Source organism: Pseudarthrobacter sp. NS4 (assembly GCF_024758005.1).
Classification (GTDB): Bacteria; Actinomycetota; Actinomycetes; order Actinomycetales; family Micrococcaceae; genus Arthrobacter.
In genome coordinates this window covers 3,747,203-3,762,201 of the sequence record NZ_CP103288.1, presented here as the reverse complement: position 1 = coordinate 3,762,201, position 14,999 = coordinate 3,747,203, and the positions used below count along the sequence as shown (strand labels likewise).

The 14,999-nt window shown below is 62.7% G+C and carries 14 protein-coding genes and 1 pseudogene; 11 read left to right on the top strand and 4 right to left on the bottom strand.

What is annotated here, in order from left to right; all coding sequences use genetic code 11:
* Window positions 1-43 precede the first annotated feature (43 nt).
* From NXY83_RS17780 to NXY83_RS17745, 8 genes are all read left to right on the top strand, one after another.
* Window positions 44-745, top strand: coding sequence for a GntR family transcriptional regulator (locus NXY83_RS17780; protein WP_258803538.1), 702 nt, complete (start codon window positions 44-46; stop codon window positions 743-745).
* A gap of 147 nt (window positions 746-892) precedes the next feature.
* Entirely contained in the window at window positions 893-1,570 is a 678-nt protein-coding gene (locus NXY83_RS17775; protein ID WP_258803537.1) for an amino acid synthesis family protein, read from the top strand.
* Window positions 1,567-2,118: an amino acid synthesis family protein gene (locus tag NXY83_RS17770; RefSeq protein WP_258803535.1), complete on the top strand. Its 552-nt coding sequence runs from the start codon at window positions 1,567-1,569 to the stop codon at window positions 2,116-2,118. Before NXY83_RS17775 ends, NXY83_RS17770 begins: the two co-directional genes overlap by 4 nt.
* Window positions 2,115-2,855 (top strand): alpha/beta fold hydrolase, encoded by a 741-nt coding sequence (locus NXY83_RS17765; RefSeq protein WP_258803534.1) that lies wholly within the window; start codon window positions 2,115-2,117, stop codon window positions 2,853-2,855. Before NXY83_RS17770 ends, NXY83_RS17765 begins: the two co-directional genes overlap by 4 nt.
* Window positions 2,852-4,333 (top strand): aldehyde dehydrogenase, encoded by a 1,482-nt coding sequence (locus NXY83_RS17760; RefSeq protein WP_258803533.1) that lies wholly within the window; start codon window positions 2,852-2,854, stop codon window positions 4,331-4,333. Before NXY83_RS17765 ends, NXY83_RS17760 begins: the two co-directional genes overlap by 4 nt.
* Before the next feature lie 11 nt (window positions 4,334-4,344).
* On the top strand, window positions 4,345-4,599 hold the full coding sequence (locus NXY83_RS17755; protein ID WP_258803531.1) for a tautomerase family protein: 255 nt from the start codon (window positions 4,345-4,347) through the stop codon (window positions 4,597-4,599).
* Window positions 4,599-5,666, top strand: a complete 1,068-nt coding sequence (locus tag NXY83_RS17750; RefSeq protein WP_258803530.1) for an LLM class flavin-dependent oxidoreductase — start codon at window positions 4,599-4,601, stop codon at window positions 5,664-5,666. Before NXY83_RS17755 ends, NXY83_RS17750 begins: the two co-directional genes overlap by 1 nt.
* 421 nt (window positions 5,667-6,087) lie before the next feature.
* The gene (locus NXY83_RS17745) at window positions 6,088-7,020 is read left to right on the top strand and encodes a LysR substrate-binding domain-containing protein (RefSeq protein ID WP_258803529.1); all 933 of its coding nucleotides are present in this window, start codon (window positions 6,088-6,090) and stop codon (window positions 7,018-7,020) included.
* A 25-nt stretch (window positions 7,021-7,045) separates the two neighbouring features.
* On the opposite strand, the gene NXY83_RS17740 is transcribed toward NXY83_RS17745, so the two are convergent.
* The gene (locus NXY83_RS17740; protein ID WP_258803528.1) at window positions 7,046-8,389 is read right to left on the bottom strand and encodes an MFS transporter; all 1,344 of its coding nucleotides are present in this window, start codon (window positions 8,387-8,389) and stop codon (window positions 7,046-7,048) included.
* Between the two features lie 14 nt (window positions 8,390-8,403).
* Window positions 8,404-9,453, bottom strand: a complete 1,050-nt coding sequence (locus tag NXY83_RS17735; RefSeq protein WP_258803527.1) for an MBL fold metallo-hydrolase — start codon at window positions 9,451-9,453, stop codon at window positions 8,404-8,406.
* Window positions 9,454-9,890: 437 nt separating this feature from the next.
* Here NXY83_RS17735 and NXY83_RS17730 point away from each other — a divergent pair, with 437 nt between their 5' ends.
* The 3 genes from NXY83_RS17730 (at window position 9,891) to NXY83_RS17720 (ending at window position 13,927) form a co-directional block, all read left to right on the top strand.
* A complete protein-coding gene (locus NXY83_RS17730; RefSeq protein WP_258803526.1) occupies window positions 9,891-10,418 on the top strand; it encodes a MarR family winged helix-turn-helix transcriptional regulator in 528 nt (175 codons plus the stop codon).
* 117 nt (window positions 10,419-10,535) lie between these two features.
* On the top strand, window positions 10,536-12,482 hold the full coding sequence (locus NXY83_RS17725; RefSeq protein WP_258803525.1) for an FAD-binding monooxygenase: 1,947 nt from the start codon (window positions 10,536-10,538) through the stop codon (window positions 12,480-12,482).
* Between the two features lie 59 nt (window positions 12,483-12,541).
* The gene (locus NXY83_RS17720; protein WP_258803524.1) at window positions 12,542-13,927 is read left to right on the top strand and encodes an MFS transporter; all 1,386 of its coding nucleotides are present in this window, start codon (window positions 12,542-12,544) and stop codon (window positions 13,925-13,927) included.
* Window positions 13,928-14,140: 213 nt separating this feature from the next.
* On the opposite strand, the pseudogene NXY83_RS17715 reads toward NXY83_RS17720, so the two are convergent.
* Window positions 14,141-14,463, bottom strand: a pseudogene (locus tag NXY83_RS17715) (DMT family transporter).
* 94 nt (window positions 14,464-14,557) lie between these two features.
* Window positions 14,558-14,815: a DMT family transporter gene (locus NXY83_RS17710; protein ID WP_309484095.1), complete on the bottom strand. Its 258-nt coding sequence runs from the start codon at window positions 14,813-14,815 to the stop codon at window positions 14,558-14,560.
* Window positions 14,816-14,999 lie beyond the last annotated feature (184 nt).

Here is a 14,999-nt window from a genome sequence, read left to right as displayed (position 1 = left end):
CAATGCCTTGACGTCCTGCTTGTATGCAACGTAGGTTTGATGCATGCAAGAGACGCTTCAGGCAAAAACACAAGAGCAGCCGAACGGGAACCAGGTAAGCCTCCTCGAAAAGCTGCGCAAGCTCGTCCTCAGCGGCGAGTACCCTCCCGGCGCTCCTCTTCCGGAGCTGTTCCTGGCTGAAGAGTTCGACGTGAGCAGGACACCTGTGCGGGAGGCGCTCAAGCAGCTGGAAAACGAAGGCCTGGTTGAGATACGGCCAAAGGTTGGTACCTTCGTCCGGATACCCACGCGGCGCGAAATCGTCGAACTGTTCCAGCTGAAGGAAAGCCTTGAGGGCCTGGCAGCGAGCCTGCTCGCCCGGCGTGGTCCGGTGCCGGAGCTGGAACGGCTCAAACGCAACATTGAGGCGTCAGAGGGCGCCGAGCGTAGACGTGACAGCGCTAAGTATGCCGAACTGGTCCACGAGTTCCACTGGACCATCGTGAACGGCTCGGATAACTCAAAGCTCCGCGAGCACTACGGACGCCTGATGAACCAGCTCGCGTACCACCGCATCGTTCTGGAGACCGTTGAGCGCCCTGCCCGGATGCGGGCCTCCATCCGTGAGCATCAGTCGGTTCTGGAAGCGATCCTGGAAAAGGATCCGACCGGTGCCGAACTGGCCATGCGCGGCCACGTCAATGCCTCAAGCCTTGCCGCGGCACGCATCGAAGCGCCCGAAGCCCCCGAAGTGGCCGGGAACTGAAATTTTGGCTGGCTCCATCCCTCGTGAGCGGGGCCAACGCGGCATTGCCGCCATAACAGCGAACCGCCCTTCGCGGCGGAGAAACCGAAAGGACGTGCACTGTGTGCTCCCTGACTGCCATTGGCTTCCGATGGAAGGACCTGAACCGTGCCTGATACAACCCTGACTTCCCTTGCCACTGACGGAACCGACCTTCACCAAGCACCTCTGATGGAAGAGCTCGCCCGGCGGGTCGGTGTCCGGAAGATTACCGTGCTCACGGAAGAACTGCTGCGTGACGGTCAGGGTTCGCTGCCAACCAGCGTGACCAGGGCGGCCGCAGCCGCCATCATCCGTAACCCCTGGGCCGGCTTGCCGGTCTCGACGGACCTTGCGGCCGAGACCGAACGGATCGCTCCGGTGCTGGCGAAGGTCCTCACCGACCGCCTCACCGCCGCCTTGGGCGGCGCCGGACAAATCGAGGCGTTCGGCAAATCGGCCGTTGTCGGGCTGAACGGTGAGGTCGAGCACGCCGCGGCCCTGATCCACACACCGTTCTTCGGCAACCTTGTCCGCGAGTTCCTCGAAGGGACGTCAATCCTGTCCTTCTCGGACGACCGCGCGGAACCAGGAACCTCCATCGCCGTGCCCATGTGGCACAAAGAGGCCGCGTCCACCCGCAGCCACTACCAAACCCTGACGCTGAGCCTGAGCGATGCGCCCCACCCGGATGAAATCGTCGTCATTGCCGCCGCGTCCACGGGGTCGCGTCCGCATCCCCGCATTGGCGATCGAACAACTGACCGCCCCGTAACCGCTGAAATACTGGAGGGAATCCTGCCGTGAATATCCGCAAGATCGTTACTTTGTCCGAAGAAATCCTGACCGAGGGCGGGCGTCCCGTTACGCCAGGAGCCCGCATCGCCGTCGCTATCGCCGTCGTGGAAAACCCCTGGGCAGGCCAGGGCTTCGTCGAGGACCTCAGTCACGGCATCGATGCAACAGCCTCGGACCTTGGCGCCCTCCTTACTCCAAAGGTCATCGAAGCCCTTGGCGCCCCGGTCGAGGCCTATGGCAAGGCAGCCATTGTGGGCATCGAAGGGGAGGTGGAGCACGGCTCGGCCCTGATCCACACCCTGAAATTCGGCGACCACTACCGCAAGGCCGCTTCCGCAACCACCCTGCTGCCCGCCGTCGAGAAACGCGCGCCGGCCGGCACTGTGTTCGACATCCCGATGAAGCACATCACGGACGCGACCATCCGCTCCCACCACCAGACCGTCGAGGTCAGGATTGCCGACGCTCCCCATCCCGGTGAAATTCTCGTTGCCCTTGCGGCCTCCGCGCAGGGCCGGCCCCAGGAGCGCCTTGCGCCCCTCACCACAGAACAATGACACAAACGCAGGAAACACCGGTTGCCTTCCTGCACGGGGTCGGGCTCAATGCAGCCATGTGGGCACCAGTCCAGGATGCCCTCGGGCGTGAGTCGATAGCCATCGACCTGCCGGGGCACGGACAGCAGCCACCGCTGACGGGACCGGCCACCCTTAGAGACATGGCCGACGACGTGCTCACGCGCCTCCCTGAACGATCCCACCTCGTGGGCTTCTCACTGGGCGCGTTGATTGGGCAGCACATTGCGAGGTTTCATCCAGACCGGGTCAAGACCCTTACCTGCGTGAGTTCCGTGTGCCAGCGCACGGATGCCGAGCGCAGCGCGGTAAGTGCCCGGCTGGCATCGGCCGAAGCGGACTTTCCCGCGACGGTTGAGGCGTCGATCGACCGCTGGTACTCAGGGACGGCTGTGCCTCAAAGCGTCGTGGAAGCCACCCGCCGGACCCTGGAGGCAAATGATGTGCAGTCCTTTGTGCACGCTTACCGTGTCTTCGCTCTGGGGGACGGGGTGATCGGCAACGAGCTCAGCCGCATCGAGGTGCCGGCACTGGCCATCACCGGCGAGCACGACCCGGGCTCGACACCGGAGATGACCAGGCGGCTTGCCGCAGCAATCCCTGGCGCAAAGGCCGTCATCGTGCCTGGTGCCCGGCACATGCTGCCCGTTCAGGACGCTGACGTCCTGGCCCGGGCAATCAATGAGTTCATTAAAGATTCCGAAGGAGAACGCGCATGACTGTTCGACTCGACCACTTCATCGGGGGTACGTGGTCTGCTCCCGCCGGCGGGGAATACTTCGCCAGCACCAACCCCGCAACGCTCGAGGTTCTCTATGAAGCCGCCCGGGGGAGCGAGGAGGACGTGCGCCGGGCCGTGGCAGCGGCAAGCAACGCGTTCCAGTCACCGCTCTGGCGTGACCTTACAGCAACGAAGCGCGGGCACCTTCTGCGCCGCCTCGGTGACCTCATTGGCGAGCACGCCGAGGAGCTCGCCGAGCTTGAGACCCTCGACAACGGCAAGCTGCTGCGCGAGATGCGCGGCCAGCTCGCCGGCCTGCCCGAGTACCTGTACTACTACGCCGGGCTAGCGGACAAGGTCCAGGGCAGCCAGATCCCCACGAATTCGCTCACGATGCTCAACTACACCCAGCGCGAACCGCTTGGCGTCGTCGGGGCAATCACTCCATGGAACTCCCCGCTGACGCTGACCACCTCCAAACTCGCCCCCGCCCTCGCGGCCGGCAACACCGTGGTCATCAAGCCCAGCGAGTACACCTCGCGGACCATCCTCCGCGTCGCCGAGCTGGCCTCACAGGCAGGATTCCCCGACGGCGTGGTGAACGTCGTCACGGGCTTCGGCCAGGAGGCCGGGGCTGCCCTGGTAAGCCACCCCGACCTGGCCAAAATCTCCTTCACGGGGTCCACGCAGACCGGAGCCCGCATCGCCGCAGAGACTGCCTCACGCTTCATCGGCTCAACCCTTGAACTCGGCGGCAAGAGCCCCAACATTGTGTTCGACGATGCCGATGTGTCGAATGCCGCTATGGGTGTCATCGCCGGGATCTTTGCCGCAGCAGGGCAGACCTGCATCGCGGGAAGCCGGGTCTTTGCCCACCGCAGCGTCTACGACGAACTTGTTGAACGGGTCGCAGAACGGGCCGCATCGATCATCATCGGTGACCCGCTCCTGGCCACGACCGAGCTCGGACCCCTTGCCTTCGGTGCACAGCTGGACAAGGTCAGCTCTTACGTCGACCTTGGCGTCAGTGAGGGTGCAACGGTCCGGACAGGAGGCCGCCGGCCCGAGATCGATCTTCCGGGGTTCTTCTTCTCGCCTACTGTCCTGACCGACGTTGACAACTCGATGCGTGTGGTGAGGGAGGAGATCTTCGGCCCCGTCGCCGCGATCATGCCCTTCGACTCGGAGGACGAGGTGGTAGGCCTGGCCAACGATACTGAGTACGGCCTGGCCGCCGGCGTCTGGACGCAGAACCTCGCCCGAGCCCACCGGATGGCCCGCCGGCTGGAGGCAGGGACAGTGTGGGTCAACACCTACCGCGCCATGTCCCCCATGTCACCACGGCAGGGCTTCAAAAACTCGGGTGTGGGCATCGAACATGGGCTCGAATCCATGCACGAATACACCCGGCTCAAGAGCATCTGGATCAACACCGACGAAGGACCCGTGTCCGACCCCTTCGTCCTGCGCAGCTGAAGGAGCCACCCATGCCTCTCATTGAAGTCTCCATAGCCCGGGGCAGGACCCCGGAGCAGCTCCGCGCACTCATCGCCGGGCTTCACCGCGCGGCAGAGACCGCTGTGGGTGCGGTTCCGGACAACACCACCGTCATAGTCCGCGAAATCGAGCACGAACACTGGTCCCGCGGCAACCAGACCATCGCCGAACGCAACGCCGCGGCCCAGGACGCAGTACTCAATGAAGCACCGCAGAACGCCGCCGCAGAACAAAGGAGTCACTAATGCGCTTTTCCCTCTTCGTCCACATGGAACGCTGGGACGAGTCCGTCTCGCACCAGGAATTGTTCGAGAACCTGACGGAACTCACGCTCATCGCCGAAGCCGGCGGATTCAGCACCGTCTGGATCGGTGAGCACCACTCCATGGAGTACACCATCTCCCCGAGCCCCATGCCCCAGCTCGCATACCTGGCGGCACGCACCTCGCGCATCCGGCTCGGCGCGGGCACGATCATCGCGCCGTTCTGGAACCCGCTCCGCGTGGCCGGCGAAACAGCTCTGCTGGATGTCATCAGCAACGGCCGGATGGAAGTGGGACTGGCCCGCGGCGCGTACCAGTTCGAGTTCGACCGGCTCGTGGGCGGCATGTCCGCAGTCGACGGCGGCAAGCACTTGCGCGAGCTCGTCCCGGCAGTGCGCAAGCTCTGGGAAGGTGACTACGCACACGACGGCGAAGTCTGGCAGTTCCCCACCTCCACCAGCGTCCCCAAGCCGATCCAGAAGCCCACCCCGCCCATGTGGATCGCCGCCCGCGACATCTCCTCGCACGAGTTCGCCGTCGCGAACGGCTGCAACGTCATGGTGACCCCGCTCATGAAGGGCGACGAGGAAGTCGAAGACCTTGCCAACAAGTTCAACACCGCTGTGGAAAACAACCCCGGCGTTGCCCGCCCGGACCTCATGGTGCTCCGCCACACGCATGTCCACTCGGAAGACGAGCCCGAGGGATGGCGGCGCCCGGCCGAGGCCATCCAAAAGTTCTACCGGACATTCGATGCCTGGTTCGGAAACAAGACCACTCCGAAAAACGGCTTCCTCGAGCCCAGCCCTGAAGAGAAGTTTGCCGACCGTCCGGAATTCACGCCGGAATCGTTCCACCAGACTGCGATGATCGGGACGCCCAGTGAGGTCATCGAGCGTCTCCGCCGCTACGAGGCGCTCGGCGTAACCGAGTTCAGCTTCTGGGCTGACAACAGCCTTACCCACGAAGAGAAGAAGCGCTCACTCGAGCTCTTCATCGAGCATGTCGTACCCGCCTTCCAGGAACAGCCGGCCACCGCGGCACGCTAATGCCACGTGGAGGGCCAGCCTCCCCCTGGGGGAAGACGACGGCGGGACATCCCGCCGTCGTCTTCGTTGCGGTGCCGCAGTCTACAGCCGGAAAAGACCAGTATGAAGTGAGCTAAGCAGTGTCCAACCAAGCAGTGCCGATATGCGTGCAGGAGTAAAGTCCGCCACTCCACCACGTCGGCCTTAATTGCGAGAGGGGGACCAGCGAGCTGGATCTCCCGACTGGCGGGGGCTACGCTGCCTGAGAACCCGCCCAACTTCTCCGGTGAGCCCTTGGACCAGGAGCCTCGCAAGGATTTGAAGGACACTGCAGGGGCATATCCTTCAGCTGGAGCAGAACTCGCGGTTATCACCAAAGTTCACCAGGATCGACGCTGGGTGACACCCTACATCCGGCTCAGCATCCCGGCAGTACGCTGAGATGGTGCTGGATTACACCCTGAAGCAGTTGCAGTATTTCGTTACGGTCGCTAATCACGGGTCAATCGCGGCGGCTGCCGCGGCCTCGCATATCTCCCAGGCCGCGATGTCCCAGGCAATTACGGAGTTGGAGCGTGTTGTCGGTTCCCAGCTGCTTGTTCGTCATCGGGCACGCGGGGTCGTATTGACTGCGGTCGGTACCTATTTCCTCCGCGATGCCCAAGCCTTGGTGCGGCATGCCGAAGAAGTTCAGGGACGTGTTATTGAACGGCAGCAGGGGTTGGTGGGGCCTTTGACCATTGGCTGCTATACCGGCCTGTCCGCGTTCTGGCTGCCTGAGATTGCGCATGGCTTTGTGAAGCCAAACCCTGGGCTTGACGTGACCTTGACTGAAGGGGACGGCGCCCAGCTGCAAGAGCGAATGCTGAGCGGCTACCTGGACGCAGTTTTGACGCATACAAGGCACCTCATTCCCGGAGTGGAATCCACCACCGTAATGGCGGGCCGGCCCTATGTACTCGTCGCCGGCGACCATTGGGCCGCAAAACGGACGAGTGTTCGCCTCGCGGAGCTGGCCGACGAGGATTTTGTTTCGCTGGACATCCCCTCGGTTCGAGAAAATCAGCTGATCAATTTACGTATGTCGGGCTTGGATCCGAAAATCGCGTGGAAGTCCAGCAGCCTTGAGGCGGTGCGCGGCATGGTGGCCAGGGGACTTGGCTATACCGTCCTGGTTCAGCGTCCTCCCGTCAACCTAAGTTATGACGCTATGCCGCTGGCCATCCTGGAGATCGAGGGCAAGGTGGGCCATAGCGACATCTGTGTGGCGTACACGCAATCCGATCGGCTCAGTCTGCGGTTGCGTGCGTTTATCGATTTCTGTGTAGAGGCCGGAGACAGAAAGGAGCGGGAACCGGTCAACCGTAAGGCGTGAACCGGCTCCCGCTCCTTAGGCGGCGTTATTGTTTTATGTTCTCGGCGCTAAGGTCCTGGTCTTTGCCTTCTTTGACTCTCAGGAGGCAAAGCCCGGCGATCACGAAGGTCGCCGCCCAGACGACGCCGGTCAGCCAGAGCGCTCCGCCTGTTGCGAGCACCAGTCCGCTGACGATCATTGGCGTGAACCCGGCGCCCAGGGTTGACGAGAGCTGATAGACCAAGGAGGCGCCGGTGTAGCGGATCCGGGTGGGGAACAGCTCTGCGGAGAACGCTCCGAAGGGCCCGAAGATCGCGGCCTGGATGATGCCGTTGGCCACGAACAGTGCGATGGCGAAGAGCCACAGTTCGCCCAGTTCCAGCATCCACATAATGGGCAGCGCCATGACTGCGCCGGCGATGATACCCGCGAACATGACAGGCCGTCGGCCCAGTTTGTCTGAGTAGCGGGCGGCGTACCAGATGCCCACGACGGTCAAGGTCGCGCCAATTGCTTTGACGTTCAGGACAGCAGTTCGGTCCATACCTGCGCTGTCGACGACGAAGGAGATGGCCCAGACGGTCATCAGGCCCTGGACGGTGTAGGAGCTCATCCCTACGAGGGTGCCCTTAATGACGCTCATCGGATACTTGGTGAGGACCTCCATAAGCGGGATCTTCTTTTCCTCGGCCTTGTTCTCCAGTGCCAGGAACAGCGGGGATTCTGAAACCTTGAGCCGGATGACCAGGCCGATGGCGATCAGGACGATGCTGATGAGGAATGGAATGCGCCAGCCCCAGCTAAGGAACTGATCGTTGGGCAGCACCGAGACGGCCGAAACAGCGAGGGTGGCCAGGACAGCACCTGCCGGGCCGCCCATGTTGGCGAAACTCGCGGCGAAGCCGCGGCGCTCCTTGGGCGAATGCTCCAGAGCCATGAGCATGGCGCCGCCCCACTCGCCGCCCACTGCAAGGCCTTGCACTATGCGCAGCACGATCAGTGCAACTGGGGCCAGCATGCCCACCTGGGCGGTCGGAGGCAGCAGCCCGATCAGGGTGGTGGCGATGCCCATCATGAGCATGGAGGTGATCAGAACACCCTTACGCCCCAGCTTGTCGCCGAAATGGCCGAAAACGATGCCGCCAAGCGGACGGGCCAGGTAGCCTACCGCCAGGGTGGCGAACGAGGCGAAGATGGCTACAGCGGGATCCAGGTTGGTGAAGAACACCTTGTTGAACACCAACGAGGCAGCGGTTGCGTAGAGGATGAAATCGTAGAACTCGATGGCGCTGCCGATGAAGGATGACGCCAGGATGCGCCGCATCTGGGGGGTGTTAAAGCCTGTTTCTTTCAGGCTTTCCGGAGCGTCCAACTGGGCTGAAGAGGTCATATTTACCGGTGTTTTCATGGGGTAGATGCCATTTCTACTTCAGTGTGGGGAGCATCATCGGCGGCGTTGCCGATGATGGCGGAGAAAGAAATTACGTCCAGGTCGTCCGGGACCAGGAATTCGCCAGTAAATTTTTCGGCGTGGGAGAGCCAGACCGATTTGGGAGTTGTGCCGGGAACCAGGTGGTGCAGTGCCAACCGGGCGGCACCCGCTTTGTCTGCCAACGCGATCGCATCCAGTGGCGAGGTGTGGGACCGGCGGTGATGGTCCATCGAGGCCTGCGCTTCTTCTGTTCCCACATTTCCGTACGCTTGGGATACCCAGTCGAAATCGATCGCCTCGTGAAGCAGCAAATCCGTCCCGCGAGCGAGTCGGACGAGATTCTCACAGGGTGCGGTATCCCCGGAGATTGTTACGGATCCTTCTGCGGTATCAAAGCGGAAGGCGAAGGCCGGGGCAACCGGCGGATGTTCCACCAACGTTGCTGTGACGGTCACCAGTTCATCCCGATAGACCTCAAAGGGAAGCATGCCTTGGGGTGTCGGGTTTGAATTTGGGTCATAACCAGTCCCGGGCGGAAGTTCTATGTCCGAGGCCGTGAAACGGTCCAAGGGTGAGGGACGCAGCGCGTCTATGACCCTGTCGTTCAAGTCGGTTCCGTAGGCGCGCATGAGATGTTCGAACATGGCCTTCGTGCCGGGCGTCGGGTGATCCGGAAAGAGTGGCTTCGGCGGAGTCACGGCTCGAGGCGATGTGGGCGGCAGTGCACCACGGTCACCGGGTCCGATGATCCTGATTGGCTCCTGGTCGGGGCGAAGGGTGAAGAGCCCGAAAATTGCGAGACTGGCCAGATCAATGCAATGGTCAGAATGCAGATGGGTAAGGAAGATTCCCCGGAGGTTGCCCACCGAGAAGCCGGCCTTCATCAGCTGGTTACCTACCCCGCTGCCGGCATCCACGAGATATACAGCATCTCCAACGACGACAGCGGTTGCGATACCTGCGCGTTTCCCCGCGTTGGCGCCTGTCCACCAGCGGGGCCCGCCGGCTGTACCCAGAGTCACTACATAGGGTTTCAAGGATGTGATGGTCACGATGGGCCTTTCGTCTGCCTCCACTGGCGTGTCGGAGGTCTCATTTCCAACTGTGCCCTTTGCCGAAACAACTGTAAAACTGTTTAAACCGACCTAATTGACCGGTTTTGCCTATGATCTGCCGCTGACTGGTTTGGCCCCGGGGGGTAAACCAACCGGCTGCTGCGATCACTAGATGTCTAACAGTTCTACGGAAGGATTTGTTCCTACGGGGTCTGCCAGTACTTGTCTTCGCGGACAGTTTGAGGACTACAAGGGGACTACGCCGCCAGGACTTAGAGAAAGCCGTTGCGATTTAGCTAGACTTCTAGTAAATTAGAGCTGAAGGTACTGACGGCTCGCGCTGTAAACGCAGGGCATCAGTAGCCCAGGAGCATGCAGGACTAAAAGGAGCTTCGATCCGACCGATGAGCGAGCCGACAAACCCAGGGGACGAAAAACTCCGTGGCACCGAATTCGAAAAGCTTGCGAACGACTCCATGGGAGAGATGTTTCCCGAGTTCGATGCCGCCGCCATGGCCCTTTGCTTCAACCTGATACGTCTGGCCAACCGGATCACAACCGACCTCGAAGTCAGCATCCACCGCCCTGCAGGCCTGAGTTTTTCTGCTTTCAGGCTCCTCTTCGCAGTTCGAGCTGTTGGAGCGGGGTATCCCAATGAGCTGGCACGGCTTTCCAGCGTTTCAACAGCTTCCATGTCGAGCCTGCTCAACACCTTGGAGAAGTATGGGCTGGTGGCCCGCGAGGCAGACAGCACAGACAAGCGCAAAATACTTGTTCGGCTCACTCCCCTGGGGGAGTCACGCGTAGCAGAGCTCGCGCGCAAGAACAGTTTGCGTGAAAGCGATTGGGCGGCCGGCCTGACAACCACCGAGGCGGCGATCCTGGCTGAACTATTGCGGAAACTCCTACAACACCACCCGCCTCGTCCCTAGGACTTCAGGCCACCTTCAACCTGGGTAGTCCCACGTTCCCCCAACGTTCGACTCAAATACCACGCGTCCGGTTCTACGAACCCAGACGCTTACCGCTTACAACGAAGTGAGGAATCGGTGCAGTTTCACCATCACGGTTACGTATCCGGAGACCCCCGGGTCCAACCGGCAGCAGGCGTCGGCATCAACAGGCCGGCTGAGCTTCCGGACGAGGTCGATGTGTTGATTGTCGGCACAGGACCTGCCGGCATGCTCGCGGCCGCGCAGTTGTCCCAGTTTCCAAATGTCACCACGCGCATCGTGGAGCGCCGCCCCGGCAGGCTCGCCATTGGCCAGGCCGACGGAATCCAGACCCGCACAGTGGAGACCTTTCAGGCTTTCGGTTTCGCCGAGCGAATCATCGCCGAGGCATACCGGATCACCGAGACGGTGTTCTGGAAACCGGACCCCGCTGACCCCTCCCGCATCATCCGCACTGCCCGCACCCCGGATGACCCCATCGAAATCAGCGAGTTCCCCCACCTCGTGGTTAACCAGGCCCGTGTGCTGGACTACTTCGCCGAGTTCATGGCCAAATCGCCCACCCGCATGTCACCCGACTACGGGTACGAGTTCCGTTCCCTCAACGTGGCCGAAGAAGGGGAATACCCCGTCACCGTGACCCTTCTGCACACATCAGGCCCCAATGAAGGGCAGGAGCGCATCGTCCGTGCCAAGTACGTGGTCGGCGCGGACGGTGCCCGCAGCAAGGTGCGGGAGGCCATCGGCTGCACCCTTGCCGGGGATCAGGCCAACCACGCCTGGGGCGTCATGGACGTTCTGGCGGTCACCGACTTCCCCGATATCCGCATCAAATGCGCGGTCCAATCGGGTACGGGCGGCAGCATCCTGCTGATCCCGCGCGAAGGCGGCCATCTTTTCCGGATGTACGTGGACCTCGGCGAGGTGGACCCGAACAACAAGGGCGCAGTGCGCAGCACTTCCATCGAGGAGATCATCCGCACGGCAAACGACATCCTCCACCCCTACACCTTGGACGTCCGCAACGTCGCCTGGCACAGCGTCTACGAGGTGGGGCACCGCCTCACTGACAGGTTCGACGACGTCCTGCCGGAGGAGCGCGGGATACGGACGCCGCGCGTGTTTATCACCGGGGATGCGTGCCACACCCACAGTGCCAAGGCAGGCCAGGGCATGAACGTCTCCATGCAGGACGGCTTCAACCTCGCCTGGAAACTGGGGCACGTGCTCGAGGGCCGCAGCCCCGAGAACCTGCTGAGCACCTACTCCGAAGAGCGCCAGGTGGTGGCGAAGAACCTCATCGACTTCGACAAGCAGTGGTCCACCCTCATGGCCAAGAGGCCAGAGGAGTTCGAGAATCCCTCGGACCTCGAAGACTTCTATGTGCGCACCGCCGAGTTCCCGGCCGGGTTCATGACCAAATACGCGCCGTCAATGCTGGTGGCCCCGGCGAAACACCAGGGCCTGGCCACGGGCTTTCCCGTTGGCAAGCGCTTCAAATCGGCACCCGTGGTCCGCGTTGGCGACACCAACCCCATCCACCTGGGCCATCATGCCAAGGCCGACGGCCGCTGGCGGATCTACGTGTTCGCCGATTCCGCGCTTCCGGGCACCGGGTCAGGCACGGACACATTCGCCGAGTGGCTCGCGAACTCGCCGGAATCACCGCTGGCCGCAACGCCCTCGGACGCTGATCCTGACGCCTGGTTCGACGTCAAGGTGATCTACCAGCACCCGCACACGGCCGTTGACCTCGGTGCCGTTCCCGCTGTCTTTAAACCTCAGGTGGGCCCGTTCAAGCTCACCGACTACGAGAAGGTCTACGCCACCGATCCCCAGGCTGACATCTTCGAACTCCGCGCCCTGGACCGCGGCGGCGTCGTCGTGGTGGTCCGCCCCGACCAGTACGTGGCCAACGTCCTGCCCCTGACAGAAACCGCCGAGCTGGGTGCCTTCTTTGCCCCGCTCCTGCAAAACCGCCGGCCAGCGGAGGTTCCCCCTGCGGCACTGCCGAGCGTGCCCGCAGCCTTGATCAACAGCTAAACAACCGCAGTCAGCACCACCGGCAGCACTCCATAACCGCTCACACCCACTGGAGAATCATGAGCACGTCCACCCACAGTTCGAAGGCGAACCAACGTCGTGTCGCCTTCGCTACCGTCATCGGCACCACCGTTGAATGGTACGACTTCTTCATCTACGCCACGGCCGCCGGCCTGGTGTTCGCCCAGCTGTTCTTCGAACCGGCCGGCGAATCCATCGGCCTGCTGCTGTCATTTGCATCCGTCGGCATCAGCTTCCTCTTCCGGCCTCTCGGTGCCTTCCTCGCCGGGCACTACGGCGATAAGATCGGCCGCCGCGCCATGCTCGTGATGACCCTGGTGCTCATGGGCGCCGCAACCACGTTGATCGGCTTCCTGCCCACCTATGCGACGGCGGGTGTGGTCGCCCCGATCATGCTCCTGCTGCTGAGGATCCTGCAGGGCATCTCCGCCGGCGGTGAATGGGGCGGGGCCGTCCTGATGGCCGTTGAGCACGCCCCGCGCGACCGCCGCGGCCGGGCCGGGGCCTTCCCCCAGCTGGGCGTGCCGCTGGGGCTGCTGCTGGCCACCGGCGTCACAGCGCTCATGACCGGTGTAATTTCCCCGGGCGCGGCCTTCCTCGAATGGGGATGGCGCGTACCGTTTTTGCTGAGCATCGTCCTCATCGTCGTCGGCTACTTCGTCCGCCGCGCGGTGGACGAATCCCCGGTCTTCCAGGAAATCGCTGCAGCCAAAAAGCAGCCCAGGGTACCGATCGTGGAACTGTTCCGCCGCCATGGATTGCTGGTGATTGTCGCCGCCCTGATCTTCGCTGGCAACAACGCCGCAGGCTACATGGCAACCGGCGGCTTCATCCCCAGCTACGCCTCCGGCCCCGCCGTCGGTCATGAACGCACTGACGTGCTCGTCGCCGTCACTTACGGTGCTGCAGTATGGCTTGCCTTCACCTACCTCGCCGGCTACCTCTCGGACAGGATTGGCCGCAAGAACACCTACTTCCTGGGCTTCGGCGCCCAGCTGCTGGCCTGCTTCCCGCTCTTCTGGATGATCAACACCGGGTCCCTGCCGATGCTCTACCTGGCCATGACCATCTTCGCCGTAGGCCTGGGCCTGGCGTACGGGCCGCAGGCAGCCCTGTATTCGGAGATGTTCCCCGCCTCGGTACGCTTCTCCGGCGTCTCCATCTCCTACGCCCTGGGTGCAATCCTCGGCGGCGCCTTTGCCCCCACCATTGCCACAGCCCTCGTCCAGGCCACAGGCGGAACAGACGCCGTCTCCCTGTACCTCGTAGGGATGACGCTCATCTCCCTCGTGGCCGTCTCACTCGTGCGGGACCGCTCCGGCATCGACCTTTCCATCCATAACCAGGCCGAACAGGAAGTCGGATCGTTCGTATTTGATAAGCGGACCGCCCATGCTGCAGAAGAGCCCATCCGCACACCCTGATCACATCCAGGAATAGGGGCCGGGGCCACGAAGCCCCGGCCCTATAGGCACCAAGTCCTCTGCCGAAGACGCGACGAGTCATAGAATTGAACACGGTCTGGTCGTGGGGGGCAAACGACCCGGAATGAACGTCGACCGCCGGAGTGGCACGATGCTCCAACCGGAGCGCCTGGTGGGGTTGCTGGACGGCGGCGGCCGCATCCACGTTTGCGTCTAGTAGTGGGCTGCTCCCAGCTCGATGAGCAGTACGCCGCCAATGATGAGGCCGAGGCCCAGCATCATGACGGGGGTGATTGTCTCCTTGAAGAAGACACGGCTTGCCAGGGCTGTCAGTGCGACGCCGGCAGCGGCCCAGATGCCGTAGGCAACCTCGAGGCTCATTCCCTGCTGCAGGGTCAGGGTGAGGAGCGTGAACACCAGGAAGTATCCGATGGCGACCGGTACGTACCAGCGGCGTTTGCCGGTGGAGGCAACGCGCAGGAAGAGGGTGGCGGCACCTCGGTGAGGATTGCCGCCGTCAGCAACAGCCACATCATGAGCGGACCATGTCTTGTGCGGGTTCTTCCGCCGGCTCTTTGGCTGATCCGAGTTCAACGCACAGCACGCCGCCGATGACCATGGCGACGCCAATCAGCGTATCGGTGTCAGCGCTTCGCCAAAGATGAGGGCGGCCAGCAGCACGGTGAGTGTCACTCCCAACGCGGCCCAGATGCCGTAGGCGGCTCCAAGACCGAGGCCTTTGCGGAGGACTCCTGTGAGGAAGCCGAAGGAAGCGGAATAACCGAGAACCACCACGATGAAGAAAGCAGGATCATCAAGGGCCGCCTTCAAGGAGAGGGACGCCGTCACCTCACTCACGATCGCGCCGGCGAGAAGAATCCCCTTCATGTATCAAGTCCTTGAGGTTCGGTGGGGCTTGGTCCCCGTGTATGCAACGGCGCGATTGCTGCTGGTGTTCCTGGGCGTTCCCACGGGCAAAGACAGGTGGGAAGCCCAGGCCTGCTGGTTACGCTCGGGGGACCAGTTCGGCACGGCAACGGCGGAGCTCCCGGGACCGCTCCTTGTGAGGACC